The sequence below is a fragment of the Pseudonocardia sp. ICBG1293 genome (genome assembly GCF_020131355.1).
Classification (GTDB): domain Bacteria; phylum Actinomycetota; class Actinomycetes; order Mycobacteriales; family Pseudonocardiaceae; genus Pseudonocardia.
In genome coordinates, this window is record NZ_JAHLEL010000038.1 from 644203 (window position 1) to 670937 (window position 26735).

The following is a 26735-nucleotide window of genomic DNA, read 5'->3' on the forward strand; positions in this document are numbered from 1 at the left end:
TAGCAGGTCAGGCGGCCAGCTCCACGATCGTGGCGTTGGCGGTGCCGCCGCCCTCGCACATGGTCTGCAGCCCGTAGCGGATGCCGCGGTCGCGCATGTGGTGCACCAGGCGGGTGAGCAGCACGGTGCCGGAGGCGCCCAGCGGGTGCCCGACGGCGATCGCCCCGCCCAGCGGGTTGAGCACGGCGTCGTCGGCACCCAGCTCGGCCTGCCAGGCCAGTGGGACCGGCGCGAACGCCTCGTTCACCTCGAACGCGCCGATGTCGCCGATCGACAGGCCGGAGCGCTTGAGCACCTTCTGCGTCGCCGGGATGGGCCCGGTCAGCATGCGCAGCGGGTCGGCGCCGGACACCGCGCCGGAGTGGTAGCGCACGATCGGGGTCAGGCCGAGCTCGCGGGCCCGCTCCGGGGTGGTGACGAGCACCGCCGAGGCCCCGTCGGAGATCTGCGAGCTGTTCCCGGCGTGGATCACCCCGTCCGCGGCGAACGAGGGCTTCAGCGCGGCGAGGGTGTCGGCGGTGGTGCCACGACGCAGGCCCTCGTCGGCGGCGAACCCGGGCGCCCCCGGCACCTCGACCAGCTGGTCGTCGAACGCGCCGGCGTCGGTCGCGGCCGCGGCGAGCTCGTGGGACCGGGCGGCGTAGGCGTCGAGCCGGGCCCGGGACAGGTTCCAGTCCCGGGCGATCCGCTCGGCGCCGACGCCCTGGTTGAAGTCGCCGTTCGGGAACTCACCGGACTCCAGGTCGGCGCGGTAGCGCTCGCGCACCAGCGGGCCGTAGGGACGGCCCAGGTCGCGGCCCGCGCCCAGCGGCACCCGGGTCATCGACTCCACCCCGCCCGCGACGACGACGTCGTACTGCCCGGCGAGCGCCATCCCGGCCGCGAAGTCGAAGGAGGACTGGCTCGACCCGCAGGCCCGGTTCACCGTCACCCCGGGCACCGACTCCGGCCAGCCCGCGGCGAGCAGGGCGTAGCGGCCGATCTGCGCCGCCTGGTCGCCGACCTGGTTCACGCAGCCCCAGACCACGTCGTCGACGACGGCGGGGTCGATCCCGGTCCGCTCGACCAGGGCCGTCAGGACGGCGGCGGACAGGTCGACCGGGTGGACGCCGGCCAACGACCCCTTGCGCTTCCCGATCGGTGTGCGGACGGCGGCGCAGACGACGGCCTCGGGCATGGGGGTCCTCCTCGGTCACCGGTGACACGACTCGTTCGCGACGCTAAGAGGTCGCGCGGATTGGTTGGTGATCATGGACGTCGTGCAGGTCGGGCGTTCCAGCGGTGTGTGGTCCAGGCCTGCCGAATCAAGCTACGGAGTGTGACGATCGTGTCGGCGAGGTCGAAGAACGCGTCGACGACGATTTCTCGTCGTTCGTAGCAGCGCTGCAGCCGGTTGAAGCTGTTGTGCCAAGCGTTGGTCCGCTCGACGTGCCAGCGGCGGGTGGCCTGGATCGGCGCTTTCTCACCCTTGTGCGCGATCTCGCCGTGCAGGCCTCGTTCGGCCAGCGTGTCGCGGGTCTTGCCGGAGTCATAGCCGGCGTCGAGGTGCACGGTGATGTCGTCGGGCAGCGGGCCGAGAGCATCGAGGCGGTCGAGGGTGGGGCCCAGTAGCGGGGAGTCGTGCCGGTTGGCTCCGGCCAGGACTCGGCCCAGCGGGATGCCGTATCCCTCGACGAGCACCGAACGTTTCATACCCTGTTTGCGCCGGTCCACCGGCGACGGACCGGCGACCTCGCCGCCGCCGGGGGCCTTGGTGATGGCGCCATCGACGGCGATGTCGTGCAGCAGCAGACCGACGATGCGGTCGTAGGCGTCCAGGACGATCCGACGCAGCTGGGCGAAGACCCCGAGCCTGATCCACTCGTCACGACGATCGCGGATGGTGGTCGCCGAGCAGGTGCTGTCAGCGATGCCCTCATACGAGCAGCCGAACCGCAGTACCTGCAGGAGCTTGTCGAACACGATCCGATCCGCGATCCGGCGGCGATGGCAGCCCAGCGGATGGGTGGGATCGAACTCGTCTCGATGAGGCAGCAGCGCGGTGAACTGGTCCCACAACGGCTCGGTCAGCCATGATGGCAGGGTGGGCACGCGGCCTCCAGACGATCACGAAGCGTAGATAACTTCATGATCGGCAGGCCCGTACCCGCCCTCGCCCCCAGACACTCGACCGCGGCCAAGCTGTGACCAATCCGCGCGACCTCTAAGGCATCGCACGGCCCCGGCGCTGAGAGGGCGATCACAGTGCCGGGTGCGCATCAGGTGTCGAGGTGCTCTGGATCGATGAGGTACCGTCTCCGCCGTACGCGAAGGGGAGTAGCTCCCAACGCTGCGCTCGACATACTGGTCCGCCTCGTTCTCCGACGGCCGACCCGGGTGCAGCGGCCTGACCACCACCAGGCGAGCGAGACCTTCGATCCGGATGCACCGGGTCGAAGGCACCCCACCCTCGGTCCGGTCGAGATCGAGGGATGGACATGGACGGATTCCTGATCGCGTTCGCGATCAGTTTCGGCGTCATCTTCGTGGCCGAGCTGGGCGACAAGTCCCAGCTCATGGCCCTCACGTTCGCGACGCGCTTCAACGCGATCCCGGTCCTGATCGGGATCACGATCGCCACCTCGGTGACCCACCTCGTGTCGGTCGCCGTCGGATACGGCCTGGGCGCGTCGATCCCGACCGGGTGGATCGCGCTGGTCGCCGCGGTCGCCTTCCTGGCCTTCGGCGCGTGGACACTGCGCGGCGACAGCCTGTCCGAGGACGAGGAGGCCAAGGCCAGGCGGGCCGGCGGGTCCGCCGTGGTCGCCGCGTCGGTCGCCTTCTTCCTGGCCGAGCTCGGCGACAAGACGATGCTCGCGACGATCACCCTGGCGGCCCAGCACGGCACGCTCGCCGGGTCGATCGGCATCTGGGCCGGTTCCACGGTCGGCATGGTCGCCGCGGACGGGCTCGCCATCGTGGTCGGACGCCAGCTCGGCAAGCGGCTCCCGGAGCGGGCCATCTCGGTCGGCGCCGCGGTCATGTTCTTCGTCTTCGGCGCCTGGCTGCTGTACGAGGCCGTCCCGCAGGTCTGGGGCGAGGGCGCCTGGGGCCGCGTGTTCGACGCGGCGGGCCACCACGGGCTCGGCTGGGCCGCGCTGGTGCTCGGGGCGCTCGCCGTCGGCGCCGGGCTGTGGTTCCGCGGCCGGGCGCACCGGGCCCGCGGGGAGCGCAGGCTCGACGTCGCCCGCACCCCGGGCAGCCCGGCCTGGTGGGCCCGCACGCTGTTCGTGCTGGCCGCGGTCCTCGGGTTCGGGGCGCCGTTGCTGGTCGCCCTCGACGTGCTGCAGCCCATCTCGGTGCTCGCCCGCCCGGCGGTCGCCGTCGTCGGGGCCGGGCTGCTGTTGCTCGGGTTCGCCGTCGTCGCGGTCGCGATGCTCCAGCTCGGCACGGTGTGGCGCCGCTCCGCGACCGAGGCCGGAGCGGCCGCCGCGGGGGACCCGGACGCCGCGCGACGCCCGGTGCTCGCCACCGGCGGGATCTACCGCCGCGTCCGCAACCCCGCGTTGACCGGCCTGATCGTCGGCTGCGCCGGGATGCTGTTCATGGCCCCGACCCTGCTCGGCGTGCTCGCCGGGGTGCTCATCCTGGTCGCGGTGCAGATCCAGGCCCGCGCGGTCTACGAGCCCGGCCTGGGCAGTGCCCTGGGCGCCGAGTACGACGACTACCGCCGCCGCACCGGTCGCTTCCTGCCGCGGGTCCGTACCGACCGGACGACGGCGGGCGAGGGCGACCGCACGACCGTCGGCTGAGCGTCCCGGCACCGCGGCGCCGCTCCGTCGTACGGTGGGGCCATGACGGTCCTGGTCACGGGGGCGACCGGCAACATCGGCCGGATGGTCGTCGACCACCTGCTGGCGCGCACCGACGAGCCGGTCCGCGCGCTGACCGTCGACCCGGTCCGGGCCGCGCTGTCCGGCGACGTCGAGGTCGTGCGCGGCTCGCTGCACCGTCCGGCGTCGCTGGACGGGGTGTTCGACGGCGTCCGCGCGCTCTACCTCGCGCCGCACGTGCCCACCGTGGCCGAGGTCCTCGACCGGGCGGCGGCCGCCGGGGTCGGGCACGTGGTCGACCTGTCCGGCGAACCGGAGAGCTGGTGGGGGACGGTCGTCACCGCGGTCGAGGCCGCGCCGGTCCCGTGGACCCACCTGTGGCCCGCGGACTTCGTGGAGAACTGCCGGATGTGGCTGCCGCAGATCGCGGCACACGGGGTGGTCCGGGAGCCGTGGCCGGACCTGGCGAGCACCCCGACCGCGATGACCGACATCGCCGAGGTCGCCGCCGTCGCGCTGACCGCGGGCGAGGGGTACCACGGGCGCGCGCTCACCCTCACCGGGCCGGAGGCGGTCACCCGTCGCCGGTGGGTCGCGGCGATCGCGGCGGCGACCGGGGTGCCGATCGGGTTCGAGCAGGTCACCCCGGACGAGGCGGCCGCCGTGCTGGCCGGGTCGATGGGCGCCGACCGGGCGGACGTCGTCGTCCACACCGTCCTGGGGGAGTTCCTGCACGCCGGCGCGGCGGCCCCGAACGGTGTGGTCGAGCAGGTCACCGGACGGCCGGGGACCACCGTGGAGGCCTGGGCGACCGAGCACGCCGGGTCGCTGCGCGCCGCCCTGACCTGAGGAGCCGACGCGGTCCCGGCGCGGTGCCCGCCCCGCCCCGACCGGACGGGGGCGGGCACCGCGGTCGGGTCAGGAGTACCAGGTCGGCTCGGGCAGCTCGTCGCGCAGCACCCACGCCCCGACCTCGCGCCGCTTGTAGGCGACCGGGTCGTGCAGCGTGTGGGTGCGGACGTTGCGCCAGAACCGGTCGAAGCCCAGCTCGGTGGTCGTCGCCCGGGACCCGAGGCCCTCGAAGATCCCCGAGGTGATCTCCAGCGCGACGTCGGTGGCGCGCGCCTTCACCGCGGCGACCCGCACCTCGTGCTCGCCGCGCTGCTCGGCGGTGACGCCGTCGGCGTCGTCGTGGATCGCCTGCTGCTCGTGGGCGACGGCGTCGGCCAGCGCCTCCACCGCCCACAGCTTGGCGTGCAGGTCGCCGTACAGGTCGAGCTGGTAGGGCTCGTCGACGGCCCGCTCGTGGCCGCCGTGCAGCCACGGGCGGGTGTGCGTGCGGGTGTGGGCCGCGGCGGTCTCCAGCGCCCCGCGGGCGATGCCCAGGTAGAACGCCACGAACACCAGCTGGATGACCGGCACGTTGAGGGTGTTGTAGACGCGCGGGGTGAACACCTTGTCGGTGAACCCGGCGGCCGCGGCCCAGGGCACCCGGACGTCGGTGATCGTGACGCTGCCGGACTCGGTGAGGCGCTGGCCGATGTTGTCCCAGTCGTCGCCGAAGACGATGCCCTCCTGGTGGCTGGGCACGATCGCGAAGACGTGGGTGCCGGTCCCCTCGACCACGCCCTCCCGGACGGTGACGTCGGAGACCCTGCTGCCGGTCGAGAAGGACTTGCGGCCGGAGTAGACGAGCTCGTCGCCCTCGTCGCGGATGGTCAGCTCGGTGTCGCGCGGGTTGACCGCACCGCCGAAGAACCAGCCCTCGCGGGTCGCGTCGGCCTCGACGCCCGCGATCTGCTCGGGCGTCCCCACCAGCCGGGCGGCCCAGAACCAGAGGTAGTGGTAGCCGAGCAGCTGGCCGATCGAGCCGTCGCCGGCGGCGACCTCGCGGACCACCCGGTAGGCCAGCGTCCAGGACTGTCCGCCGCCGCCGTGCTCGGCCGGGCCGAGCAGGGTGACCAGGCCGGACTCCTTCAGCAGGGCGACCTCGTCGTACGGGGTCGCGCCGGCCCGGTCGCGGGCCGCGGCGTCGCGCTCCAGGATCAGGCGGACCTCGCGGGCCCGGGCCAGCCAGCCCGCCTCGTCGGTGGGCCTGGTGGACGGGTCGAACGACCGGGTGGTGCTGGTCGCGGGACGGTTCTCGGTCGTGGTCATGGAAGGGCTCCTCGTCGTCGGAGATACGACGTCCGGGACGGTGCACGGCCCGGTGGGCGCGCGTGCGCGCCACCGATCCGCGGAGGGCGGGCCCGGACGGCGGGACACTGCCGGGGCGGTCACCGGAGGACGTGGTCCGCCGGCTGCGACGCGGGTGGGCCCCGGTCAGGGGCGGCGCGGCGCAGGGGAGGCGGTCACCGACAGAGCGACGAGGTCACCCGCGAGAGGTCGACATGGCGTCGACGGGTGAGCTCGGTGAAGGACACGCCACCAGTCTTCGGCCCCGGTGCGGGGGAAGTCAACGAGACGTTCCCGGATATGGGATCCCGCGCGGGCTGTCCGGTCAGGACGGCGCCCGGGAACGAGGAACGGGCCCGGCGACGACGGTCGCCGGGCCCGTGCGGGCGGGTCGCGGGATCAGACGGTGGTGAGCTGCGGCTCGCGGGCGGCGAGCTCCGCCTCCTTCTCGCGGATGATCGGCAGCACGTTCGCGCCGAAGTACTCGACCTCCTCCTGGAAGTGCAGGAAGCCGAGCAGCAGCAGGTTCGCGCCGCGCCGCTTGTACTCGATGGCGCGGTCGGCGATCTGCTCCGGCGTGCCGATGAGCTGGGTCTTGAAGCCGTCGTTGTACTGGACGAGGTCCTCGAAGGAGGAGTCCGCCCACATGCCGCGCTTGTCGCCGGTGGAGTTGCCCGCCTGCTGGACGGCGTAGCGGAAGCCCTCGACGGCCGGCTTGTTGGCCTTCTCGATGATCTCGCGGAGGGTGTCCCGGGCCTCCTTCTCGCCGTCGCGGGCGATCATGAAGCCGTTCAGGCCGAACCGGACCGGCTGCAGCCGCTGGGCGGTCTCGGCGTGCCCCAGGACCTCCTCGACCTGCTCGGTGAACCCGTCGTAGTCCTTGCCGTTGGAGAAGTACCAGTCCGCGACGGTGCCGCCGTTGTACCGGGCCGCGGTGGAGTTGCCGCCCTGGAAGATCTCCGGGTGCGGGCGGCCGGGGACCTCGACCGGGCGCGGCTTGAGGTCGAAGTCGCGGACCCGGTAGAAGTCGCCGGCGAACTCGGCGCCGCCCTCGGAGGTCCAGATCTCGCGCAGCACCCGGATGAACTCGTTGCTGCGGCGGTAGCGCTCGTCGTGCTCCAGCCACGGCTGGCCCATCGCGGTGAACTCGGCCTTCAGCCAGCCGGAGACGATGTTGACCGCGAGCCGGCCGTTCGTCAGGTGGTCGGCGGTGGCGACCCACTTGGCCAGCACCGAGGGCTCCCACAGGCCGGGGTGGACGGCGGCGATCACCTTGAGCCGCTCGGTGGCCAGCCCCAGGGCGAGCGAGAACGCGGTGGCCTCGTGCTGGTGGTCGGCGCCGTAGCTGGCCATGTAGCGGATCTGGGAGAGGGCGTAGTCGAAGCCGTTGTTCTCCGCGGTCTGCGCGAGCTTCTTGTTGTACTCGAAGCCCCAGTCGGTGCGCTGCTCGATGGTGCTGGTGACCAGACCACCGGAGACGTTCGGGACCCAGTACGCGAACTTCAACGGCTCCTGGATCTGCGCGTTGAGGGTGGTGGCGAGATCGTCGGACACGGAGGTCTCCTCGTGATCGTCCGCCGGACACGGCGGTGCGGGCGCACGGGAGCGCCCGCCAGGGGGGTGGGAGAAAAGGGAGGAAGCGGACCCGGGACGCGAGGTCAGCGACAGGCCTGGCTCACGACGACCTGGTGGTCGACGTGACGGCGACGCGTCAGCAGGAAGCCCGTCACGTCTCCACCGAACCTGCGGGTCCGGTTGTTGTCAACCGGAGGCGCGGGAGATCACGCGCGGAAGAGGTCGCCGTGCTGGGCACGCAGCCGGTACTTCAGCACCTTCCCGCCGACGGTCTCCGGCAGGGTGTCCACCACCAGTACGGCCTTGGGGGTCTCGAAGCCCGCCAGTCGCTCGCGGCAGTGCGCGACGACCTCGTCCGGGTCGGGGGTCGCGCCGGGGACCGGGACGACGACGGCGGTGACGGCCTCGCCCCAGTGCTCGTGCGGCAGCCCGATCACCGCGGCCCGCGCGACGGCGGGGTGGGTGTGCAGCACCGCCTCCACCCGCATCGACGAGACGTTCTCCCCGCCCGACTTCACGATGTCCTTGTAACGGTCGACCATGACCCGGAGGCCGTCGCCGTCGACGAGCGCGGAGTCCCCGGAGTGGAACCAGCCGCCGCGGAACGCCTCGCGGGTGGCGTCCGGGTCGCGGTAGTAGCCGGCGGTCATGACCGGCGAGCGGTACACCGCCTCGCCCGGCTCGCCGCGCACCGGCGCGCCGAGCTCGTCGACGACGTCGGAGGCGAGCAGCCCGCTGGGCACGCCGACGTAGTTGACCGCGGGCGCGGTGCCGGCGTGCGTCCGCGGCCAGCGGCTCGGCCAGAACCGGTGGCAGGCGATGGCCTCGGTCTGCCCGAAGATCCCGAGCGTGACCATGCCGGGCGCGCAGCGGCGCTCCAGGCGCCCGAGCAGGCCGGGCGACAGCGCACCCCAGCCGTAGACCAGCGTGGTCAGCGACGACCAGTCCTGCTCCGGCGCGCCGTCGAGGGTGTCGGCGAGCAGGCCGACGAACTGCGGCGACCCGGCCCACAGCGCGGTGACCCGGTGCCGGGTGACGGCCGCGGCGACGTCGGCGGGCACCGGGCGCCGGCCGAGCACCACCGAACCCCCCGCTAGCAGCGCCGCGTTCGGGAAGATGACGTCGCCGACGTGGTAGACCACCGGCAGGAAGGTGGCGAGCACCAGATCGGTCTCGTGGCGCAGCCCGCGCGAGAGCGACAGCGCGAAGTTCAGCCCGGCGGTCTGGGCGTACTGGTGGGAGATCATCACGGCCTTGGGCAGCGCCGTGGTGCCCGAGGTGAACAGCAGCTCGTACACGTCGTCGCCGTGCACCGCGACGTCCGGTTCGGTGTCCGGCCGGCCCGCGACCAGCTCGGTGAACGACGGTGAGCCCGCGACCGGACCGCCGCCGATGGTGATCGTGGCGCCGACGGCGAGCCCGCGGTCGTCGAACACGCCCTGCACCCGCGGCCACAGCTCGGCGTCGACGACGGCGAACCGGGGCTCCACCCGGTCGACCAGCGCGCCGACGACGTCCGGGGCGAGCCCCGGGTTCACCGGCGCGGCGACCATCCCGGCCTTCGCGATCCCGATCTTCGCCAGGTACGCCTCGACCGAGTTCTCGCAGACCAGCAGCACCCGGTCGCCCGGCTCCAGCCCCGCGTCGAGCAGCGCGTGGGCGAACCGGTTCGCGGTGGCGTCCCCGGCCCGGGCGGTCACGGCGGCGAAGCGCTCGTCGGCGCAGGCCCCCGGCGCGGCGGTGAGCACCACCTGGTCCGGGCGGCTCCAGGTCAGCCGTTCCAGGACGTCGCCTGCGGAGGTCCGCTCCCAGCGGTGCACCGCGCGGCGCCCGCGCAGGGTGGTCACATCGATCTCCTCCGGGGCGGGGAGCGCGGTGCCGTGGGCGCGGTGCGGGAGACCCGCCGGGATCGTCTCGGTCATGCCGCCGGCTCCTTCGCCGTGGGAGGGACGGCCGCCACTATGGCGTGACGCGTGCCACTCCCACAAGGCCCGGCGTCACTGCTCGTTCACTTCTGCGGCGTCGACGCCGAGCAGCCCGTGGGCGAGCCCGGCCAGCAGCGCGGAGAGCCGGTCCGGGTCGAGGCCGCTGCGGAAGAACAGCGTCGACTGGATCGCGCCGACGCAGGCGTGCACCAGCACGCGCAGCTCGCCGTCGGCGAGGTCCGGGCGCAGCGGGGCCAGCACGTGCACCCAGTCCTCGACGTGGTGGCGCTGGCGGCGGCGGAGCGCGCGACGCGCGTCCTCGGGCAGCGTGTGCGCCTCGCCGTAGTAGACGGCGAACTCGGCGCGGTTCCCGACGACCAGCCGGATATGGTCCCTGACCAGGGTCGTCAGCGTCTCACGGTCGGACCCGCCGGCCCGTAGGGCGGTCTCGGCGGCGGACTCCAGACGCCCCATCCCGCGGTCGAGCAGGGCGAGCAGCAGCGCCTCCTTGGACGGGAAGTGGCGGTAGATGCCGGACCCGACGATGCCCGCCTCGGCGCCGATCTCGGCCATCCCGACGGTGTGGAAGCCGCGGCCCGCCGCCAGCCGCGTGGCGGCGGCGAGGATCCGCTCCGCCCGCTCGGGGTCGCGGCGGCGCGGGGTCGTCGAGGGAGATGCGGCTGGCATCTGGTCAGCATGGCAGCCGCGCGGTACGGTCCGCCACAAGTGAACCACGAATCACTCAGGAGTCGGCGTGGACTTCCAGGAGACCGACGAGGAACGCGATCTGCGGTCCGCCGTCGCGGCCATCGCGGGAAAGTTCGGCAGCGAGTACTACCTGCGCTGCGCCCGGGAGGGCCGGCACACCCACGAGCTGTGGTCGGCGATGGGCGAGGCCGGTTTCCTCGGCGTCAACGTCGCCGAGGAGCACGGCGGCGGGGGCGGCGGGCTCGTCGAGCTGTCGCTGGTCTGCGAGGAGGCCGCGGCCCAGGGGGCCCCACTGCTGCTGGTGCTGGTCTCGGCGGCGATCTCGGCCGAGGTGATCGGCGAGTTCGGCTCCGACGAGCTGCGCCGGCGCTGGCTGCCCGGTCTCGCCGACGGCTCGACCAAGGTGGTCTTCGCGATCACCGAGCCCGACGCCGGGTCCAACACCCACCGGATGGCGACGCACGCCGCCCGCGACGGCGACGACTGGGTGCTCAACGGGACCAAGCACTACATCTCCGGCACCGACGACGCCGAGGCCGTGCTCGTCGTCGCCCGCACCGGGCGCAACCCCGACGGGCGTGCGCAGCTGAGCCTGTTCGTGGTGCCCGTCGACTCGCCGGGCCTGACCCGCACCCCGCTGCCGGTCGACCTCATCGCGCCGGACAAGCAGCACGTCCTGCACTTCGACGACGTCCGCGTCCCGGCCGGGAACCTCGTCGGGCAGGAGGGCGACGGCTTCCGCCAGGTCTTCCGCGGGCTCAACCCCGAGCGCATCACCGGCGCCGCGCTGGGCGTCGGCGTCGCCCGGTTCGCACTCGCCAGGGCCGCCGAGTACGCCCGCACCCGCCAGGTCTGGGACGTCCCGATCGGCGCGCACCAGGGCGTCTCGCACCCGCTGGCCCGGGCCCGGATCGAGACCGAGCTCGCCGCGCTCATGACCCGCAAGGCCGCCTGGCTGCACGACCGCGGGCTGCCCGCGGGCGAGGAGTCCAACATGGCCAAGTACGCCGCCGCCGAGGCCGCGACCCACGCCGTCGAGGCCGCCATGCAGACCCACGGCGGCAACGGCCTGGCCAGCGAGTACGGCCTCATCCCGTACTGGGGGATGGCCCGGCTCATGCAGGTCGCCCCGGTGAACCGGGAGATGATCCTCAACCACGTCGCCCAGCACGGGCTCGGCCTGCCGCGGTCGTACTGATGGGCGAGCTGGAGCGCAACCTCATCGGCCGGGTGAACGTCGCGGACGCGCTCACCCGCAGCGCGGCGGCGCGGCCGGCACAGGTCGCCGTCGTCGACGGCGACCGGTCCTTCACCTACGCCGGTCTCGACGCCTGGGTGTCCCGGCTCGCCCGCGGCCTCGCCGCCCGCGGGTACGCCCGCGGCGACGCGCTGGCGCTCGCCTCCGGCAACAGCGCGGAGTTCCTCGCCGTCTACTACGCGTGCGCCCGCCTCGGCCTGGTCTGCGTGCCGGTCAACCTGGGCTGGCGGCCCGACGAGGTCGCCTACGTGCTCGGTCACTCCCGGGCCCGCGGCATCGTCGTCGAGTCCCAGCTGGTGGCGGCACTCGCCCCGGCGTGGGCACGGGTGCCCGCGGTCACGGACGTGTTCGTCGCCCCGGGGACCGGCGGCCCGGTGGGCTCCGCGACCCCGCTCGCGGAGCTGGAGACCGACGGCGGCCCGGTCGAGGTGCTCGTGGAGGACCGTGACCCGCTGTCCTACCTCTACACCTCGGGGACGACGTCGTTCCCCAAGGGCGTCGCGACCTCGCACCTCGCGGTCACGATGGAGTCGTTCTCGGCGGCCCTGGACTCCGGCTGGAGCGCCGCGGACCGGTTCCTCGCGATGATGCCGATGTTCCACACCGCGCAGCTCAACGCGTTCTGCACGCCCGCGGTCCTGGTCGGCGCGACGATCCACGTGGCGCGCGGGTTCGAGCCCTCCGCGTTCCTGGACACCGTCGAGCGCGAACGGATCACCCAGGTCTTCGGGCTGCCGATGATGTACCGGGGCGCGCTGGAGCACCCGTCGTTCGCCGGGCGGGACCTGTCGTCGCTGCGGCGCGCGGTCTACGCGATGGCGCCGATGCCCGAGCCGCTCATCCGGGCGTGTCTGGACGGCTTCGGCTGCGACTTCGCGCTGCTGTTCGGGCAGACCGAGATGAGCCCGTGCACCACGCTGTTCCGCCCCGAGCACCAGCTCAGCCACATCGGTGCGGTCGGCACCCCGATCACCGGCGTGCAGGTCGCGATCATGGACGACGACGGGGCGCTGCTCGGGCCGGGTGAGCAGGGCGAGATCGTCTACCGCGGGCCGTCCACCATGAACGGCTACCTCGACGACGAGGCGGCCACCGCCGAGGCCTTCCGGCACGGCTGGTTCCACTCCGGGGACATCGGGTCCTTCGGCGAGGACGGCGTGCTGTGGTTCGCCGACCGGTCCAAGGACGTGATCAAGACCGGCGGGGAGAACGTCGCGTCCCTGGAGGTCGAGCGCGCGGTCTACACGGCCGCGCCCCAGGTCGCCGAGGTGGTCGTCGTCGGGCTGCCGCACGAGCGGTGGAGCGAGGCCATCACCGCCGTCGTCGTGCCCCGGCCGGGCGCCACCGTCGACCCGGACGCACTGCTCGCGGCGTTGAGGGGCCACCTCGACGGCTACAAGGTGCCGAAGTCGGTGATCGTCGTCGACGAGCTGCCGCGCACCTCCACCGGCAAGATCCGCAAGAACGTCGTGCGCGAGGCGCACACCGGCCACTACGGGGGGCGCTGATGCCGGTCCTGCGTTCCACCCTCGACACCGCCTCCGAGGCCTACGCCCGCAACCGGGCCGTGCAGCTCGACGCGATCGCCGCGCTGGACGCGGAGCTGGAGAAGGTCGTCGCCGGCGGCGGCGAGCGCTACCTGGCGCGCCACCGCGACCGCGGCAAGCTCCCGGTCCGCGAGCGCCTGGAGCTGCTGCTCGACCCGGACTCGCCGTTCCTGGAGCTGTCCGCGCTCGCCGCGTGGGGCACCGGGTTCACCGTCGGCGCGTCCATCCTCACCGGCATCGGGGTCGTCTCCGGCGTCGAGGTCGTGGTGATCGGGCACGACCCGACCGTGCGCGGCGGCGCCATGAACCCGTACTCGCTGCGCAAGACGCTGCGCGCCCTGGAGATCGCCCGGGTCAACCGGCTGCCGGTGGTCAACCTGGTCGAGTCCGGCGGCGCGGACCTGCCCACCCAGGCCGAGCTGTTCGTCCCGGCCGGGCGGATCTTCCACGAGCTCACCGAGCTGTCCTCGCTGGGGATCCCGACGGTCGCGCTGGTGTTCGGCAACTCCACCGCGGGCGGCGCGTACGTGCCGGGCATGTGCGACCACGCCGTGCTGGTCGACCGGGGCGCGAAGGTGTTCCTCGGCGGGCCGCCGCTGGTGAAGATGGCCACCGGCGAGGACGCCGATGACGAGTCGCTCGGCGGCGCCGAGATGCACTCCCGGGTCTCGGGGCTGAGCGACCACTTCGCCGTCGACGAGCCGGACGCGATCCGGATCGGCCGCGAGATCGTCGCCCGGTTCAACTGGCGCAAGCTCGGGCCCGCGCCGTCGGCGGCACCCGCCGACCCGCTCCACGACCCCGAGGAGATCCTCGGGCTGCTGCCGCCGGAGTCGAAGATCCCGTTCGACCCGCGCGAGGTGCTCGCCCGCACCGTCGACGGCTCGGAGTTCGACGAGTACAAGCCCCTCTACGGCACGAGCCTGGTCACCGGCTGGGCGCGGGTCCACGGCTACCCGGTCGGGGTGCTCGCGAACCACCGCGGCGTGCTGTTCAGCGAGGAGGCGAAGAAGGCCACCGAGTTCATCCTGCTCGCCAACCAGACCGACACCCCGCTGGTGTTCCTGCAGAACACCACCGGCTACATGGTGGGTGCGGACTACGAGCAGGGCGGCATCATCAAGGACGGCACGAAGATGATCAACGCCGTCACCAACTCGACGGTGCCGCACCTGACGGTCAACATGGCCTCGTCGTTCGGGGCCGGGAACTACGGCATGTCCGGGCGCGCCTACGACCCGCGGCTGATGTTCGCCTGGCCGAGCGCGAAGCTCGCGGTGATGGGTGCCGCCCAGCTCGCCGGGGTCATGTCGATCGTCGGGCGGGCCTCCGCGCAGAGCCAGGGCAGGCCCTACGACGAGGCGGCCGACGCCGAGCGGACCGCGGCGATCGAGGCCCAGATCGAGGCCGAGTCGCACGCGTTCCACATCACTGCGCGGCTCTACGACGACGGCATCGTCGACCCCCGCGACACCCGCACCGTGCTGGGGATGTCCCTGTCGGCGGTGCACAACCAACGGGTCGAGGGGCGCCGGGGCTTCGGCGTCTTCCGGATGTGACGGGAAGCGGAATGATCTCCAAGCTCCTGATCGCGAACCGCGGCGAGATCGCGTCGCGGGTCCAGCGCACCGCGCACCGCCTCGGCATCGCGACCGTCGCCGTGTACTCCGACGCCGACGCGCACGCACCGTTCGTCCGCGACGCCGACGAGGCGGTGCGCCTGCCCGGCACCGCGCCCGCCGACACCTACCTGCGCGCGGACCTGCTGGTGGCCGCCGCCCGGGCGACCGGCGCCGACGCCGTCCACCCCGGGTACGGGTTCCTGTCGGAGAACGCCGGCTTCGCCCGCGACTGCGCCGACGCCGGCCTGACGTTCGTCGGGCCCTCACCGAAGGCGATCGCGGCGATGGGCTCCAAGGTCGGGGCCAAGGAGCTGATGGCCGCGGCCGGCGTGCCCGTGCTGCCGGGCGAGACCGTCACCGACGGGACCGACCTGGCCGCCGCCGGTGCACGCATCGGGTACCCGCTGCTGGTCAAGGCCGCCTACGGCGGCGGCGGGCGCGGGATGCGGGTGGTGCGCTCCGCCGACGGGCTGACCGGCGCCGTCGACTCGGCCCGGCGCGAGGCCGCGTCGGCCTTCGGCGACGGGCAGGTGTTCCTGGAGCGCTACCTGGTCGACCCCCGCCACGTCGAGGTGCAGATCCTCGGCGACACCCACGGCCGCGTCGTGGCCCTGTTCGAGCGGGAGTGCTCGATCCAGCGGCGGCACCAGAAGATCGTCGAGGAGTGCCCGTCGCCCGCCGTCGACGAGGCGCTGCGGGCCCGGCTCGGCGCCGCGGCCGTCGCGGCGGGGGAGGCGATCGGCTACACCGGCGCCGGCACCGTCGAGTTCGTGCTCGACGGGCGGGAGTTCTCCTTCCTGGAGGTCAACACCCGGCTGCAGGTCGAGCACCCGGTCACCGAGCTCGTGACCGGCCTGGACCTGGTCGAGCAGCAGCTGCGCGTCGCCGAGGGCGCGCCGCTCGGGCCGGAGGTGACCGGGGCCCGGATCGACGGGCACGCGATCGAGGTCCGGCTCTACGCCGAGACCGTCACCGCCGACCGGGACTACCTGCCCGCCACCGGCACCCTGCACCGGTTCGCGGTGCCCGGCGACGTCCGCGTCGACACCGGTGTCGAGAGCGGCAGCGTCGTGTCCCCGCACTACGACCCGATGCTGGCCAAGGTCGTCGCGCACGCCCCCACCCGCGACGGCGCGGCCCGCGCACTGGCCCGCGCGCTGGCCGGTGCGGCGCTGCACGGCGTCGCCACCAACCGGGACCTGCTGGTGGGGATCCTGCGCTCGCGCCCGTTCCTCGACGGCGACACCGACACCGGGTTCCTGGTGCGGCACGACCCGCTCGCGCTCGGCGCGGCCACCCTGGCCGAGGGCGGCCGCCGGCACGCCGCCGCCGCGGCGCTGGCCGCGCAGGCCGCGCACCGCGCCGGCGCGACGGTGCTGGCGGGGATGCCGTCGGGCTGGCGCAACGTCGGTGGCGCGTTCCAGCGCACGGTCTACCGGCTCGCCGACACCGAGCTGCCGGTCACCTACCGGTTCCGCCGCGGCGGTCTCGACCTGCGGGTCGGCGACGCGCCGCTGGACGCGGTGGCGGTCGCCGTCGCCCCGGACGAGGTGGTGCTGGAGGTCGACGGGATCCGCCGCAGCTACCGGGTGCACCGCGCGGGCGGGGTCGCCCACGTCGACGGCCCGGACGGCAGCGCCGCGCTGGTGCAGGTGCCGCGCTTCGCCGACCCGAACGCCGTGACCCACGCGGGCTCGCTGCTGGCGCCGATGCCCGGCTCGGTGGTGCGGGTGCACGCCGCCGCGGGCGACACCGTCACCGCCGGGCAGCCGCTGGTCGTACTGGAGGCGATGAAGATGGAGCACACCGTGGCCGCCCCCGGTGACGGCGTCCTGGGCGAGGTGCGCGTGGGGCCCGGCGACCAGGTCGACACCGGTCAGGTGCTCGCCGTCGTCACCGATCCCGCGTCCGGGCCGGAGGTGACGGGGTGAGCGTCCGCTACGAGGTCGTCGACCGGGTCGCCTGGCTGACCATCGACCGGCCCGAGGCCCGCAACGCGCTCTCGGTCGCCGTCCGCGAGGGCCTGTGGGCGGGGGTGCGACGGTTCAACGACGACACCACCGCCGCCGTCCTGGTCCTGACCGGGGCCGGGGAGAAGGCGTTCTGCGCCGGCGGGGACCTCAAGGAGATGGCATCGGCCTCGCTGCAGGTCCCGCCGCCGGACTTCCTGCCGCAGTTCGGGCGCAACATCGACGTGCCGAAGCCGACGATCGCCGCGGTCAACGGGGTCGCCTACGCCGGCGGGTTCCTGCTCGCCCAGCAGTGCGACCTGGTCGTCGCCGCCGAGCACGCGTCGTTCGCGGTGACCGAGGTGCGGGTCGGCCGCGGGTCGCCGTGGGCGGCGCCGCTGTCCTGGCTGGTACCACCACGGGTGGCCTGCGAGATCCTGCTGACCGGGGACCCGCTCGACGCGCACCGCGCCCGGGAGGTGGGGCTGGTCAACCACGTCGTCCCGGCCGCGGAGCTGCGCGCCGCCGCGCAGCGCCTCGCCGACCGGATCGCGGCGAACGCGCCGCTGTCGGTGGCCGCCGCCAAGCGCACCGCGTACCTGTCGGCACACCACCCGCGGGACGAGGCGTACGCCCGCGCGGAGGAGATCTGGGAGCCGGTGTACCGGTCCGAGGACGCGCAGGAGGGGCCGGCCGCGTTCCGCGACAGGCGGCCCCCGGTCTGGAAGGGGAGGTAGATGCCGGTCTCGATGCAGGCCCTCGCGGACGACCTGGCGACGGAGTCGGCGCAGCTGCGGGCGCTGCTCGCGCCACTGACCGAGGACGACTGGCGCCGCGACACCCCGGCCGAGGGGTGGACGATCGCCGACCAGGTCTCGCACCTGGCCCACTTCGACGACGTCGCCGTCCGCTCGGCGACCGACCCCGACGCCTTCCGCGCCGACCTCGAGCGGATCACCGCCGAGGGCGGGATCGATCCGGACACGGTCGCCGCGTCCTACCGCGACCTGTCCGGTGCGGCGCTGCTGAGCTGGTTCGACGACGCCCGCGGCCGGCTCGTCGAGGTCTTCCGTGCCCTGGACCCGGCGCTGCGGGTGCCGTGGTTCGGGCCGGCGCTGAGCGCGGCCTCCTCGCTCACGGCGCGGATCATGGAGACCTGGGCGCACGGTCAGGACGTCGCGGACGCCCTCGGCGTGACCCGGGAGCCGAGCCCACGTCTGCGCCACGTCGCGCACATCGGGGTCGGGGCGCGGGCGTTCAGCTTCGCCGCGCACGGCAGACCCGCCCCGGCCGAGCCGGTCCGCGTCGAGCTGGCCGCGCCCGGCGGCGGCACCTGGACCTGGGGCCCCGACGACGCCGCCGACCGCGTCACCGGCCCGGCCCAGGACTTCTGCCTCGCCGTCACCCAGCGCCGCCACCGCGACGACGTCGGCCTCGTGGTCACCGGGCCGGCCGCGACGGCGTGGATGGAGATCGCGCAGGCGTTCGCCGGGGCACCCGGTACCGGCCGCGCGCGGGGAGCGCACCGGTGACCCGCCTGGTCCGCATCGGCAACGTCTCCGGGTTCTACGGCGACCGGCTCGACGCGGCGCGGGAGATGGTCGGTACCGGCGACGTCGACGTCGTCTGCGGGGACTACCTCGCCGAGCTCACCATGCTGATCCTGGCCAAGGCGCAGGTCCGCGACGGCGGTGTCGGGTACGCCCGCACGTTCCTCACCCAGGTCGAGCAGATCCTCGCCACCTGCGTGGAGCGCGGGACCCGGATCGTGGCCAACGCCGGCGGGCTGGACCCGGCCGGGCTCGCCGGGGCCGTCCGCGAGGTCGCGGCCCGTCTCGGTGTCGCGGCCCGGGTCGCCCACGTAGAGGGCGACGACCTGCGCGGCGACCTGTCCGCGGTGCACCCGCCGGTCCGGGGGACGCCGGTGTCGGCGAACGCCTACCTGGGCGCCTGGGGGATCGCCGAGGCGCTCGCCGCGGGCGCCGACGTCGTCGTCACCGGGCGGGTCACCGACGCGTCGCTGGTCGTGGGGCCCGCGGCGTGGTGGCACGGCTGGGAGCGCGCGGACTGGGACGCACTCGCCGGCGCCGTCGTCGCCGGACACGTGATCGAGTGCGGCCCGCAGGCCACCGGCGGCAACTACCCGTTCCTCGACGAGATCACCGACCGCCGCTACCCGGGGTTCCCGATCGCCGAGGTCGCCGCCGACGGGGCGAGCGTGATCACCAAACCGGACGGCTCCGGCGGCCTGGTCAGCGTGGGGACGGTCACCGCGCAGCTGCTCTACGAGATCGGCCCGCCCGCCTACGCCGGTCCGGACGTGACCGCGCACTTCGACACGATCCGGATCGCCCGCGACGGTGAGCACCGGGTCGCGCTGAGCGGGGTGCGCGGCAGCCCGCCGCCGCCGACGCTGAAGGTCGCGCTCAACGACGACGCCGGCTACCGCAACACCATGACCCTGGTCCTGACCGGCCTGGACGTGGAGGCCAAGGCCGCGTACGCGCAGGAGCTGCTGTTCGGGATCGTGGACCGGTCGGCCTTCGACGAGGTCGACGTGCGGCTGCTGCGCTCCGACCACCCCGACGCCGCGTCCAACGCCGAGGCCACCGCACACCTGCGGATCACGGTGAAGGGCGCCGACCGCCGCACCGTGGGACGGGCGTTCTCGAACGCGACCATGCAGCTCGCGCTCGGGGGGTACGCCGGGTTCCACACGACGACCCCGCCGAGCGACGCCTCGGCGTTCGGGGTGTACCGCCCGGCCGCGGTGCCCCGGTCGGCGGTGACCCACACCGTGGTGCTGCCGGACGGGAGCCGGCGGACCGTCGCCGACCCGCCCCGGACGGACGCACCGCCGGACCCGCCCGCCACCGCCGTCGCCGGCGCACCCGCCCCGCTGGACGCCGGGCCCACCCGCCGGGTCCCGCTGGGCACGGTCGTCGGCGCGCGCTCCGGGGACAAGGGCGGCGACGCGAACATCGGCGTCTGGGCCCGCGACGACGCCGGCCACGCCTGGCTGTCCGGGTTCCTCACCCCGGCCCGGGTGCGCGAGCTGCTCGGCGCGGAGGCCGCGGACCTCGACGTCGACGTGCACCCGCTGCCGAACCTGCGCGCGGTGAACGTCGTCGTGCACGGGCTGCTGGGCGACGGTGTCGCGTCGAGCACCCGGCCCGACCCGCAGGCCAAGGGGCTGGGGGAGTACCTGCGCAGCCGGGTCGTCGAGGTCCCGGAGGCGCTGCTGGGGTGACCCGCCGCCGCTACCCGACGTGCACGACCGGGCGGCGGGACACGTCGGGCTCGGCCTCGCGCAGGATCTCCCGGGTGATCGGGGCGACCTCGCCGACGCCGGTGAACAGGTACCGGCCGAAGTGGTGCACCGGGTTGCCCTCGGTCCAGTCGAAGTAGACGTGCGGGACGGCGCCGGTGACGTCGCGCAGGTGCAGCAGCAGCGCGGCGACGGCGTTCGGCACCGAGGGTGCCGAGGTCGTCAGCACCCGGTACGGCCCGCGGCGCTGGCCGTGCACGACGATCCCGGGAGGGGTCGGTGACGGAGACCTCGAGCAGCACGACGTCGTCCGGGTCGGGGATGTGGTGGTCCTCGGTCTCCTCGGCGAGCTTCGCGCGGTACTCCTCGTCGCGGGCGGCGCTGTCGCGTTCCCCCGGGCGGGGCTCGTGCCCGACCAGGCGCAGCGGTCGCCCGGCACCGCAGGACTCGTCGAGGAAGGCCCGGGCGGTGTCGTCGAGGGTGACCTCGGTGATGCGCAGCTCGAAGGCGCGCAGCGTGCGCGACAGCAACGACACCAGCCCGATCCCGGCGACGAAGCAGGCCGCGATCTTCACGCCCTCCGGGCGCTCGACGATGTTCGCGACCGTCGTGTAGACGAAGACCACGGCGATCGCCGCGAACCCGACGGCCACCGCACGCCTGCTGGTGCGCCGCGCGGACAGCGCGACGGCGACGGCGGCCGAGGTCATCAGCACCAGCACGCCGGTGGCGTAGGCGCCGCCCTGGGCGTCGACGTCGGCGTCGAACAGCCACGTCACGGCGAACGCGACGACCAGCACGACCAGCACCAGCGGGCGGGCGGCCCGGGCCCAGGACGGCGCCATCCCGTAGCGCGGCAGGAACCGGGGCACCAGGTTGAGCAGGCCGGCCATCGCCGACGCACCGGCGAACCACAGGATGGCGATCGTGGACAGGTCGTAGACGGTGCCGAACACCCCGCCGAGGTCGCGGTGGGCGAGGAAGGCCAGCGCCCGCCCGTTCGCCTCGCCACCGGGTGCGAACTGCTGCTCGGGGATCAGCAGCACGGTGACCACGCTGGACGTGACCAGGAACGTGCTCATGATCGCCGCGGCGGCGGTGAGCATCCGGCGGGTGCCGGCGATGCGGCCCTCGGGGCGGTCCTCGGTGTCGTCGTCGCGCCCGCGCACCAGCGGCATCACCGACACGCCCGTCTCGAAGCCGGACAGGCCGAGCGCGAGCTTCGGGAAGACGATGAGCGCGACCCCGACCACCAGCAGCGGGTCGGGGTAGCGCGACACGAGCAGCGCCGACCAGTCCGCGACGACGTGCGGCGCGGTGACGATCCGGACCAGCCCGTCCACCACGACGACGGCGTTGAGCAGCAGGTACACCGCGACCAGCCCGACCGCGATCCGGACGGCCTCGGAGAACCCGGCGAGGAACACCCCGCCGAGCAGCGCGAGCAGCACCAGCGTGAGCGGCACGTTCTGTCCCTGCAGCGCGGCCGGGGCCAGCGGGTTCTGCACCAGGTGGGCGGTGGCGTCGGCCGCGGACAGGGTCATCGTGATGAGGAAGTCGGTCGCCGCGAACCCGAGCAGCACCAGCACGAACACCTTGCCCCGCCAGCCCGGGAGCAGCCGTTCCAGCATCGCGATGGAGCCCTCGCCGTGCGGGCTCTCCCGGGCGACCCGGCGGTAGACCGGCAGCGCGCCCAGCAGCGTCACCGCGACGAGCACGACCGTCGCGACCGGGGAGAGCACGCCGGCGGCGAGCGCGGCGATCCCCGGCTGGTAGCCCAGCGTCGAGAAGTAGTCGACACCGGTCAGGCACATGACCTTCCACCAGGGGTGGCGCGGGTGCTCCGGCTCGGGACGGGTGTGCGGGCCGTGCCGCTCCGGCCGGTGCGCGTCCTGCAGGAGCCACGCGCCGACCCGGTGCCGGACGCCGTGCGGGCTCTCGGGGTGCGGGCTCTCGCTGATCGCCACCCGCAGAGCATTGCGCTACGACACGGTCGTCGGCGAGTCGGGGCGCGGCTCCACGGGCGGCCGGGCCGCGAGGTCGGTGCAGGCGTCCAGGGCCGCGGCGAGCGGGCCACGCCCGGCGACGAGCTCCGCGACCCGGGGGTCGTAGCCGCGGACCTCGAGGAACCGGGCGGCGTCGCGCCGGGGGTCCCCGGTCCGGCGGACGACCGGCGAGTGCCCGATCGGGTGCAGGACCGCGGCCGTCATGAGCAGGTCCCGGTCGTGCCCGCCGTCCCCGGCGACGGTGCGGGCCGCGATCGCCGCCCGCTGCGCGCGCTCCCACAGCTCCGGGCGCTGGTGGGCCAGCAGCGTCTCGGCGAGCGCGCGGGCGGCGTCGAACCCCATGACCCGATCCTGCCCCACCCCGCCGTGACGTGATCCGCTCCGCGCGCGGTGATCCGTGCCGCGCGGGCGTCCGGACCCGCGCGGCGCACGGATCACCGCGCGCACGACGACGCCCCGCGGCCGGTGCGGCCGCGGGGCGTGTCGGGGTCGGCTCGGGCCGGGGCGCGGGTCAGACCGTCTCGGACTCCCGGTCGCCGCGCTGGGCGCGGACGGCGCGGAGCACGACCGGGGCGACGAGCAGGATCGCGATCAGCGAGTACACGATGACCGCCAGCGGGGTGGAGACCAGGGTCGTGACGTCGCCGTCGGCGATCTGCAGGGCGCGGCGCAGCTGCAGCTCCGCGTCCGGGCCGAGGATGACGCCGATGATCGCGGGCAGCACCGGCAGCCCGAAGCGGCGCATCAGGAACCCGATCCCGCCGATCGCGAGCAGCACCAGCAGGTCGACCGGCTGCCCGGAGACCGCGTAGGCCCCGACGCAGGCGAAGAACAGGATGCCTGCGTACAGGTAGGGCCGTGGGATCCGCAGCAGCTTCGCCCAGGCCGGGGCGAGCGGCAGGTTCAGCACCAGCAGCATGACCAGGCCGATGAACAGGCTCGCGATGAGCGTCCAGACCAGGTCGGGCTCCTTCTGGAACAGCAGCGGGCCGGGCTGGATGCCGAACTGCTGGAACGCGGCGAGCATGACGGCGGCGATCGCCGTCGTCGGCAGGCCGAGGGTCAGCATGGTGGCCAGCGTCCCCGCCGACGACGCGCTGGCCGCCGACTCCGGCCCGGCCACGCCCTCGATGGCGCCCTTCCCGAACTGCTCCGGGTGCTTCGAGAGCTTCCGCTCGGTCACGTACGCCATGAACGTCGACATCTCGGCGCCGCCGGCCGGGATCGAGCCGAAGCCGAACCCGATGAACGGGCCGCGCAGCCACGGCCGCCACGTCCGCCTCAGGTCCTCGCGGCCCAGCCACGGGCGCCCGACCGGGATGACCTCCTGCGGGCGTCGGCGCAGGTGCGCGGCCACCCAGAGCGCCTCGCCGATCGCGAACAGCCCGACCGCGACGATGATGACGTCGATGCCGTCGGCCAGTTGCGGCACCCCGAAGGTCAGGCGCGGCTGCCCGGAGATCGGGTCCAGCCCGACCAGTCCGATGGTGAGGCCGAGGGCGAGCGCGGCGAACCCGCGGACCCGGGAGGCGCCCAGCACACCGGAGACGGCGACGAACGCCAGCACCATGATCGCGAAGTAGTCGGGGGCACCGATGTCGACGGCGACCGAGGCGATCAGCGGCGCGACCAGCACCAGCCCGGTGACGCCGACGATCCCGCCGATGAAGTGCCCGATCGCGGCGGTGGCCAGCGCCTGTGCGCCGCGCCCGGACTTCGCCATCGGGTTGCCCTCGATGGCCGCCATCACCGAGGCGGACTCGCCGGGGGTGTTGAGCAGGATCGACGTCGTCGACCCGCCGAACATCGCGCCGAAGTAGATGCCGGCGAACATGATGAACGCCCCGGTCGGGTCGAACGCGTAGGTCACCGGCAGCAGCAGCGCGACCGCCATCGCCGGGCCGATGCCCGGCAGCACCCCGATCGCGGTGCCGAGCAGCACCCCGAACGCGGCGAAGAGCAGGTTCTGCGGGGTCAGCGCGTGCGCGAACCCGTTCAGGAGCAGGTCGAACGTGCCCATCACCCGAACACCCCCATCAGCGGGCCACCGGGCAGGTCGACGCCGAGCACGGCGTCGAACAGCACCCAGGTCAGCAGGGACACCCCGGCGGCGATGCCGAGGTCGCGGAGCACCGCCCGCGAGCCGAGCGCGTAGGTGGCGCCGGCGAACAGCACGGTCCCCGCGATCGGCCAGCCGGCGAGCGGGATCAGCGCCGCGGTGGCGACCACCACCCCGGCGAGCATCCCGACGGTGCGCAGGTCCATGGCGGTGTCGAGGTCGACGTCCTCGCCGCCCTCGGCCTCGCCGCGGCCGCCGCGCAGTACGTCCACGGTCAGCAGCGCCGAGAGCACCAGCAGCGCCGCGCCGAGCACGAACGCGACGGTGCGCGGTCCGAGCGGGTCGGAGGCGGAACCGCCGCCGCCCTCGGCGAGGGTGTCGCCCAGCACCAGCAGGCCGGTCAGGGCGAGCAGCACCGACACCCCCAGCTCGGAGTGCTCCTTCCACCACGACCGGGTCGTGGGCGGGACGGGTGTGGTGGTCATGTCAGCCCCAGTCCGGTCAGCACCCGCTCGACGCGGGCGTCCTCCTCGGCCAGGAACCGGCCGAACTCCGGCCCCGGCAGGTACGCGTCCTGCCAGCCGTTGCGGGTGAGCACCTCGCGCCACTCCGGCGTGGTGTGCAGGTCGGCGTAGGCCTTCCGGAGCTCCTCGACACCCTCGGGGTCGAGCCCGGGGGGTGCGACGACCCCGCGCCAGTTCGTGAACTCGACGTCCACGCCGGACTCGCGCAGGGTCGGCGCGTCGAGACCGGGGATGCGCTCGCCCGCGGTCACCGCGAGCACCCGCAGGTCACCCGACGCGATCTGGTCGGCGAACTCGCCGAGCCCGGACACCCCGAACGCCACCTTGCCGCCGAGTACCGCCGCGAGCAGCTCACCGCCGCCGTCGTAGGAGACGTAGTTGACCGCACGCGGGTCGACGCCGGCACCCTCGGCCATCAGCATCGGAGCCAGGTGGTCCGGCCCGCCGGGGGAGGACCCGCCGCCGACCGGGGTCTTCCCCGGAGCGGCGCGCCAGGCGGCCAGCAGGTCCTCGATCGTGCGGTACGGCGAGTCCCCCGGCACGACGACGATCTCGGTCTCCTCGGTCAGCCGCGCGACCGGTGTGGTCTGCTCCAGCGTGGCCGGGGAGTCGTTGGAGTAGACGCTGCCGACCACGCCGAGGCCCATGCTCATCACGAGCCGGTCGTCGCCTGCCTCGTTGACGGTCCGGCCGAGGCCGACCGTCCCGCCCGCACCGGGCAGGTTGAACACCTCGACCGAGCCGGTCAGCCCGGCGTCCTCCAGGGCCTTGGCCGCGCTGCGGGCGGTGACGTCGTACCCGCCGCCGGGCGCGTTGGGGACCAGCATCCGCAGCCCGCGCAGCTGGGTGCCGTCACCGCCGCCACCGATCGCGCCCACCGCGGGCGGGACGAGCAGCAGGGCGGCCAGTACCACCAGGACGGTGCCGAGGAGGGGGCCGACCCGGGGCCGCGGCACGGGCGGCACGGGGTCGTCCGGCGGGCGCCGGTCCTGCGTCTGTGGAGGAGCCGTCTGGGGCATCTGCGTCCGATCTCACCGTTGCGAAGCGAACGGGAGAAGTGTGCGGAGCGCTCCGCGGGATGTCTGCATAGCGGCCACAACGGTCGTTGTGGTCGTTGCGGTCACACCGTGCGCCGCGGGTCGTACCGGGACGCGCGGGATCAGCCGAGACCGAGCTCGCCGAGGATGTGGCCGACGCGGGTGGTCTCGGCGGCGGTGAACCGGGCGAACTCCGGCCCGGGCAGGTAGGCGTCGTCCCAGCCGTTGGCCTGCAGCGTCCGCTGCCACTCGGGGGTCGCGCGCATCTCGGCGACGGCGCGCCCGAGCTCGGCGCGGGCGTCGTCGGACAGCCCGGGCGGCGCGACGAGACCGCGCCAGTTGGAGAACTCGACGTCCACCCCGGACTCGCGCAGGGTCGGCACGCCGAGGCCGGGGACGCGGTCGCGGGAGGTCACCGCGAGTACCCGCAGGTCGCCGGAGCCGACCTGGTCGGCGAACTCCCCGAACCCGGACACCGCGAAGGTGACCTCGCCGCGCAGCAGTGCCGCCAGCAGCGGGCCGCCGCCGTCGTAGGAGCGGTAGCGCACCGACGGCGGGGCGGTCCCCGACCCCTCGGCGAGCAGCATCGTGGCCAGGTGGTCGGGTCCGCCGACCGTCGACCCGCCGCCGACGACGGTCCGCCCGGGCGCGGTCCGCCAGCCGTCGAGCAGCGCGCGCACGTCGCGGTACGGCGACGCGGCCGGTACGACGACGACCTCGGACTCCTCGGTCAGCCGCGCGATCGGCGTGGTGTCGGCCAGGGTCACCGGCGAGCCGCGCGACACCGTCGCCCCGACGACGCCGAGGCCGGTGCTCATCAGCAGCCGGTCGTTTCCCACCTCGTTGCGAGACCCGCGACACCGCCCGCGCCGGGCAGGTTGAACACCTCGACCTGTCCGGTGATCCCGGTGTCGGCGAGCACCCGCGCGGTGCTGCGGGCGGTCACGTCGTAGCCACCGCCGGGGGTGTTCGGCACCAGGATGCGCAGCTCCCGCAGCGGCGCGGCCCCGGACCCCAGCGCACCGGCGACGGCCGGGACGGTGACCGCGAGCAGCAGCACGACCACCGCGACCAGCACCGCGGACGGTCCGCGCCGGCGGCGCCGTGGCGCCCCCGGCCCGGCCACCGACGGGTGCGTGCCCGGCCGCGCCGCGGTCCCCACCATCCCGAGCCCGTCCCCGATCCTCGCCGTCCGCTGCCCCACGAGTCTGCGCCCCACGCCCGCGTGCGGTCCACCGTGGGTGCCACGCCCGACCCGCGGCCGGGCCTA

26 protein-coding genes are annotated in these 26735 nt (G+C 74.2%); 12 read left to right on the plus strand and 14 right to left on the minus strand.

Translation table 11 applies throughout. From position 1 onward, the window contains the following. Positions 1-7 precede the first annotated feature (7 nt). Positions 8-1177 (minus strand): thiolase family protein, encoded by a 1170-nt coding sequence (locus tag KPF47_RS16840; RefSeq protein WP_224389704.1) that lies wholly within the window; start codon positions 1175-1177, stop codon positions 8-10. Between the two features lie 71 nt (positions 1178-1248). Beyond that, positions 1249-2091 (minus strand): IS5 family transposase, encoded by an 843-nt coding sequence (locus KPF47_RS16845; RefSeq protein WP_224386276.1) that lies wholly within the window; start codon positions 2089-2091, stop codon positions 1249-1251. A 386-nt stretch (positions 2092-2477) separates the two neighbouring features. On the opposite strand from KPF47_RS16845, the gene KPF47_RS16850 reads away from it, so the two are divergent. Then, entirely contained in the window at positions 2478-3791 is a 1314-nt protein-coding gene (locus tag KPF47_RS16850; RefSeq protein ID WP_224389705.1) for a TMEM165/GDT1 family protein, read from the plus strand. A 42-nt stretch (positions 3792-3833) separates the two neighbouring features. After that, on the plus strand, positions 3834-4661 hold the full coding sequence (locus KPF47_RS16855; protein WP_224389706.1) for an SDR family oxidoreductase: 828 nt from the start codon (positions 3834-3836) through the stop codon (positions 4659-4661). 69 nt (positions 4662-4730) lie between these two features. On the opposite strand, the gene KPF47_RS16860 is transcribed toward KPF47_RS16855, so the two are convergent. The 5 genes from KPF47_RS16860 to KPF47_RS16875 form a co-directional block, all read right to left on the minus strand. Next, entirely contained in the window at positions 4731-5969 is a 1239-nt protein-coding gene (locus tag KPF47_RS16860; RefSeq protein ID WP_224389707.1) for an acyl-CoA dehydrogenase family protein, read from the minus strand. A gap of 194 nt (positions 5970-6163) precedes the next feature. Then, a complete protein-coding gene (locus KPF47_RS40985) occupies positions 6164-6235 on the minus strand; it encodes a putative leader peptide (RefSeq protein ID WP_374108862.1) in 72 nt (23 codons plus the stop codon). Positions 6236-6386: 151 nt separating this feature from the next. Next, positions 6387-7505: a dimethylsulfone monooxygenase SfnG gene (gene sfnG, locus KPF47_RS16865; protein ID WP_224389943.1), complete on the minus strand. Its 1119-nt coding sequence runs from the start codon at positions 7503-7505 to the stop codon at positions 6387-6389. A gap of 263 nt (positions 7506-7768) precedes the next feature. Then, positions 7769-9484 carry an AMP-binding protein gene (locus KPF47_RS16870; RefSeq protein ID WP_224389708.1) on the minus strand — a complete coding sequence of 572 codons (1716 nt, stop codon included), beginning with the start codon at positions 9482-9484 and terminating at the stop codon, positions 7769-7771. 75 nt (positions 9485-9559) lie between these two features. Beyond that, entirely contained in the window at positions 9560-10174 is a 615-nt protein-coding gene (locus tag KPF47_RS16875) for a TetR/AcrR family transcriptional regulator (RefSeq protein ID WP_224389709.1), read from the minus strand. Positions 10175-10241: 67 nt separating this feature from the next. On the opposite strand from KPF47_RS16875, the gene KPF47_RS16880 reads away from it, so the two are divergent. The 7 genes from KPF47_RS16880 to KPF47_RS16910 are packed head-to-tail and all read left to right on the plus strand — an operon-like array spanning position 10242 to position 19821. Beyond that, on the plus strand, positions 10242-11393 hold the full coding sequence (locus KPF47_RS16880; protein WP_224389710.1) for an acyl-CoA dehydrogenase family protein: 1152 nt from the start codon (positions 10242-10244) through the stop codon (positions 11391-11393). Next, entirely contained in the window at positions 11393-12961 is a 1569-nt protein-coding gene (locus tag KPF47_RS16885) for an AMP-binding protein (RefSeq protein ID WP_224389711.1), read from the plus strand. Before KPF47_RS16880 ends, KPF47_RS16885 begins: the two co-directional genes overlap by 1 nt. Then, entirely contained in the window at positions 12961-14559 is a 1599-nt protein-coding gene (locus KPF47_RS16890; RefSeq protein WP_224389712.1) for an acyl-CoA carboxylase subunit beta, read from the plus strand. Before KPF47_RS16885 ends, KPF47_RS16890 begins: the two co-directional genes overlap by 1 nt. An 11-nt stretch (positions 14560-14570) precedes the next feature. Beyond that, complete coding sequence (locus KPF47_RS16895) at positions 14571-16553, plus strand: biotin carboxylase N-terminal domain-containing protein (RefSeq protein WP_224389713.1); 1983 nt, start codon at positions 14571-14573, stop codon at positions 16551-16553. After that, the gene (locus KPF47_RS16900) at positions 16550-17308 is read left to right on the plus strand and encodes an enoyl-CoA hydratase/isomerase family protein (protein ID WP_224389714.1); all 759 of its coding nucleotides are present in this window, start codon (positions 16550-16552) and stop codon (positions 17306-17308) included. Before KPF47_RS16895 ends, KPF47_RS16900 begins: the two co-directional genes overlap by 4 nt. Next, a complete protein-coding gene (locus KPF47_RS16905; RefSeq protein ID WP_224389715.1) occupies positions 17309-18103 on the plus strand; it encodes a TIGR03084 family metal-binding protein in 795 nt (264 codons plus the stop codon). A gap of 5 nt (positions 18104-18108) precedes the next feature. After that, positions 18109-19821 (plus strand): acyclic terpene utilization AtuA family protein, encoded by a 1713-nt coding sequence (locus KPF47_RS16910; protein ID WP_224389944.1) that lies wholly within the window; start codon positions 18109-18111, stop codon positions 19819-19821. A 10-nt stretch (positions 19822-19831) separates the two neighbouring features. On the opposite strand, the gene KPF47_RS16915 is transcribed toward KPF47_RS16910, so the two are convergent. Next, positions 19832-20098 (minus strand): hypothetical protein, encoded by a 267-nt coding sequence (locus tag KPF47_RS16915; protein WP_224389716.1) that lies wholly within the window; start codon positions 20096-20098, stop codon positions 19832-19834. A 20-nt stretch (positions 20099-20118) separates the two neighbouring features. Here KPF47_RS16915 and KPF47_RS16920 point away from each other — a divergent pair, with 20 nt between their 5' ends. The 3 genes from KPF47_RS16920 to KPF47_RS16930 all read left to right on the plus strand — a co-directional run bounded on the left by KPF47_RS16920 (position 20119) and on the right by KPF47_RS16930 (position 21519). Beyond that, the gene (locus KPF47_RS16920; RefSeq protein ID WP_224389717.1) at positions 20119-20454 is read left to right on the plus strand and encodes a hypothetical protein; all 336 of its coding nucleotides are present in this window, start codon (positions 20119-20121) and stop codon (positions 20452-20454) included. A 330-nt stretch (positions 20455-20784) separates the two neighbouring features. Beyond that, positions 20785-21111 carry a hypothetical protein gene (locus tag KPF47_RS16925; RefSeq protein WP_224389718.1) on the plus strand — a complete coding sequence of 109 codons (327 nt, stop codon included), beginning with the start codon at positions 20785-20787 and terminating at the stop codon, positions 21109-21111. A gap of 45 nt (positions 21112-21156) precedes the next feature. Beyond that, on the plus strand, positions 21157-21519 hold the full coding sequence (locus KPF47_RS16930; RefSeq protein WP_224389719.1) for a hypothetical protein: 363 nt from the start codon (positions 21157-21159) through the stop codon (positions 21517-21519). Between the two features lie 302 nt (positions 21520-21821). Here KPF47_RS16930 and KPF47_RS16935 read toward each other — a convergent pair whose 3' ends face one another. The 6 genes from KPF47_RS16935 to KPF47_RS16960 form a co-directional block, all read right to left on the minus strand. Then, positions 21822-22187 carry an HDOD domain-containing protein gene (locus tag KPF47_RS16935; protein ID WP_224389720.1) on the minus strand — a complete coding sequence of 122 codons (366 nt, stop codon included), beginning with the start codon at positions 22185-22187 and terminating at the stop codon, positions 21822-21824. Between the two features lie 169 nt (positions 22188-22356). After that, positions 22357-23865, minus strand: a complete 1509-nt coding sequence (locus tag KPF47_RS16940; protein ID WP_224389721.1) for a tripartite tricarboxylate transporter permease — start codon at positions 23863-23865, stop codon at positions 22357-22359. Further along, positions 23865-24389: a tripartite tricarboxylate transporter TctB family protein gene (locus KPF47_RS16945; protein WP_224389722.1), complete on the minus strand. Its 525-nt coding sequence runs from the start codon at positions 24387-24389 to the stop codon at positions 23865-23867. The genes KPF47_RS16940 and KPF47_RS16945 overlap by 1 nt, the downstream gene beginning before the upstream one ends. Beyond that, positions 24386-25393 (minus strand): Bug family tripartite tricarboxylate transporter substrate binding protein, encoded by a 1008-nt coding sequence (locus KPF47_RS16950; RefSeq protein WP_374108854.1) that lies wholly within the window; start codon positions 25391-25393, stop codon positions 24386-24388. The genes KPF47_RS16945 and KPF47_RS16950 overlap by 4 nt, the downstream gene beginning before the upstream one ends. A gap of 194 nt (positions 25394-25587) precedes the next feature. Then, positions 25588-26283, minus strand: coding sequence for a tripartite tricarboxylate transporter substrate binding protein (locus KPF47_RS16955; protein WP_224389723.1), 696 nt, complete (start codon positions 26281-26283; stop codon positions 25588-25590). Further along, entirely contained in the window at positions 26283-26684 is a 402-nt protein-coding gene (locus tag KPF47_RS16960; protein WP_224389724.1) for a hypothetical protein, read from the minus strand. The genes KPF47_RS16955 and KPF47_RS16960 overlap by 1 nt, the downstream gene beginning before the upstream one ends. Positions 26685-26735: the final 51 nt, after the last annotated feature.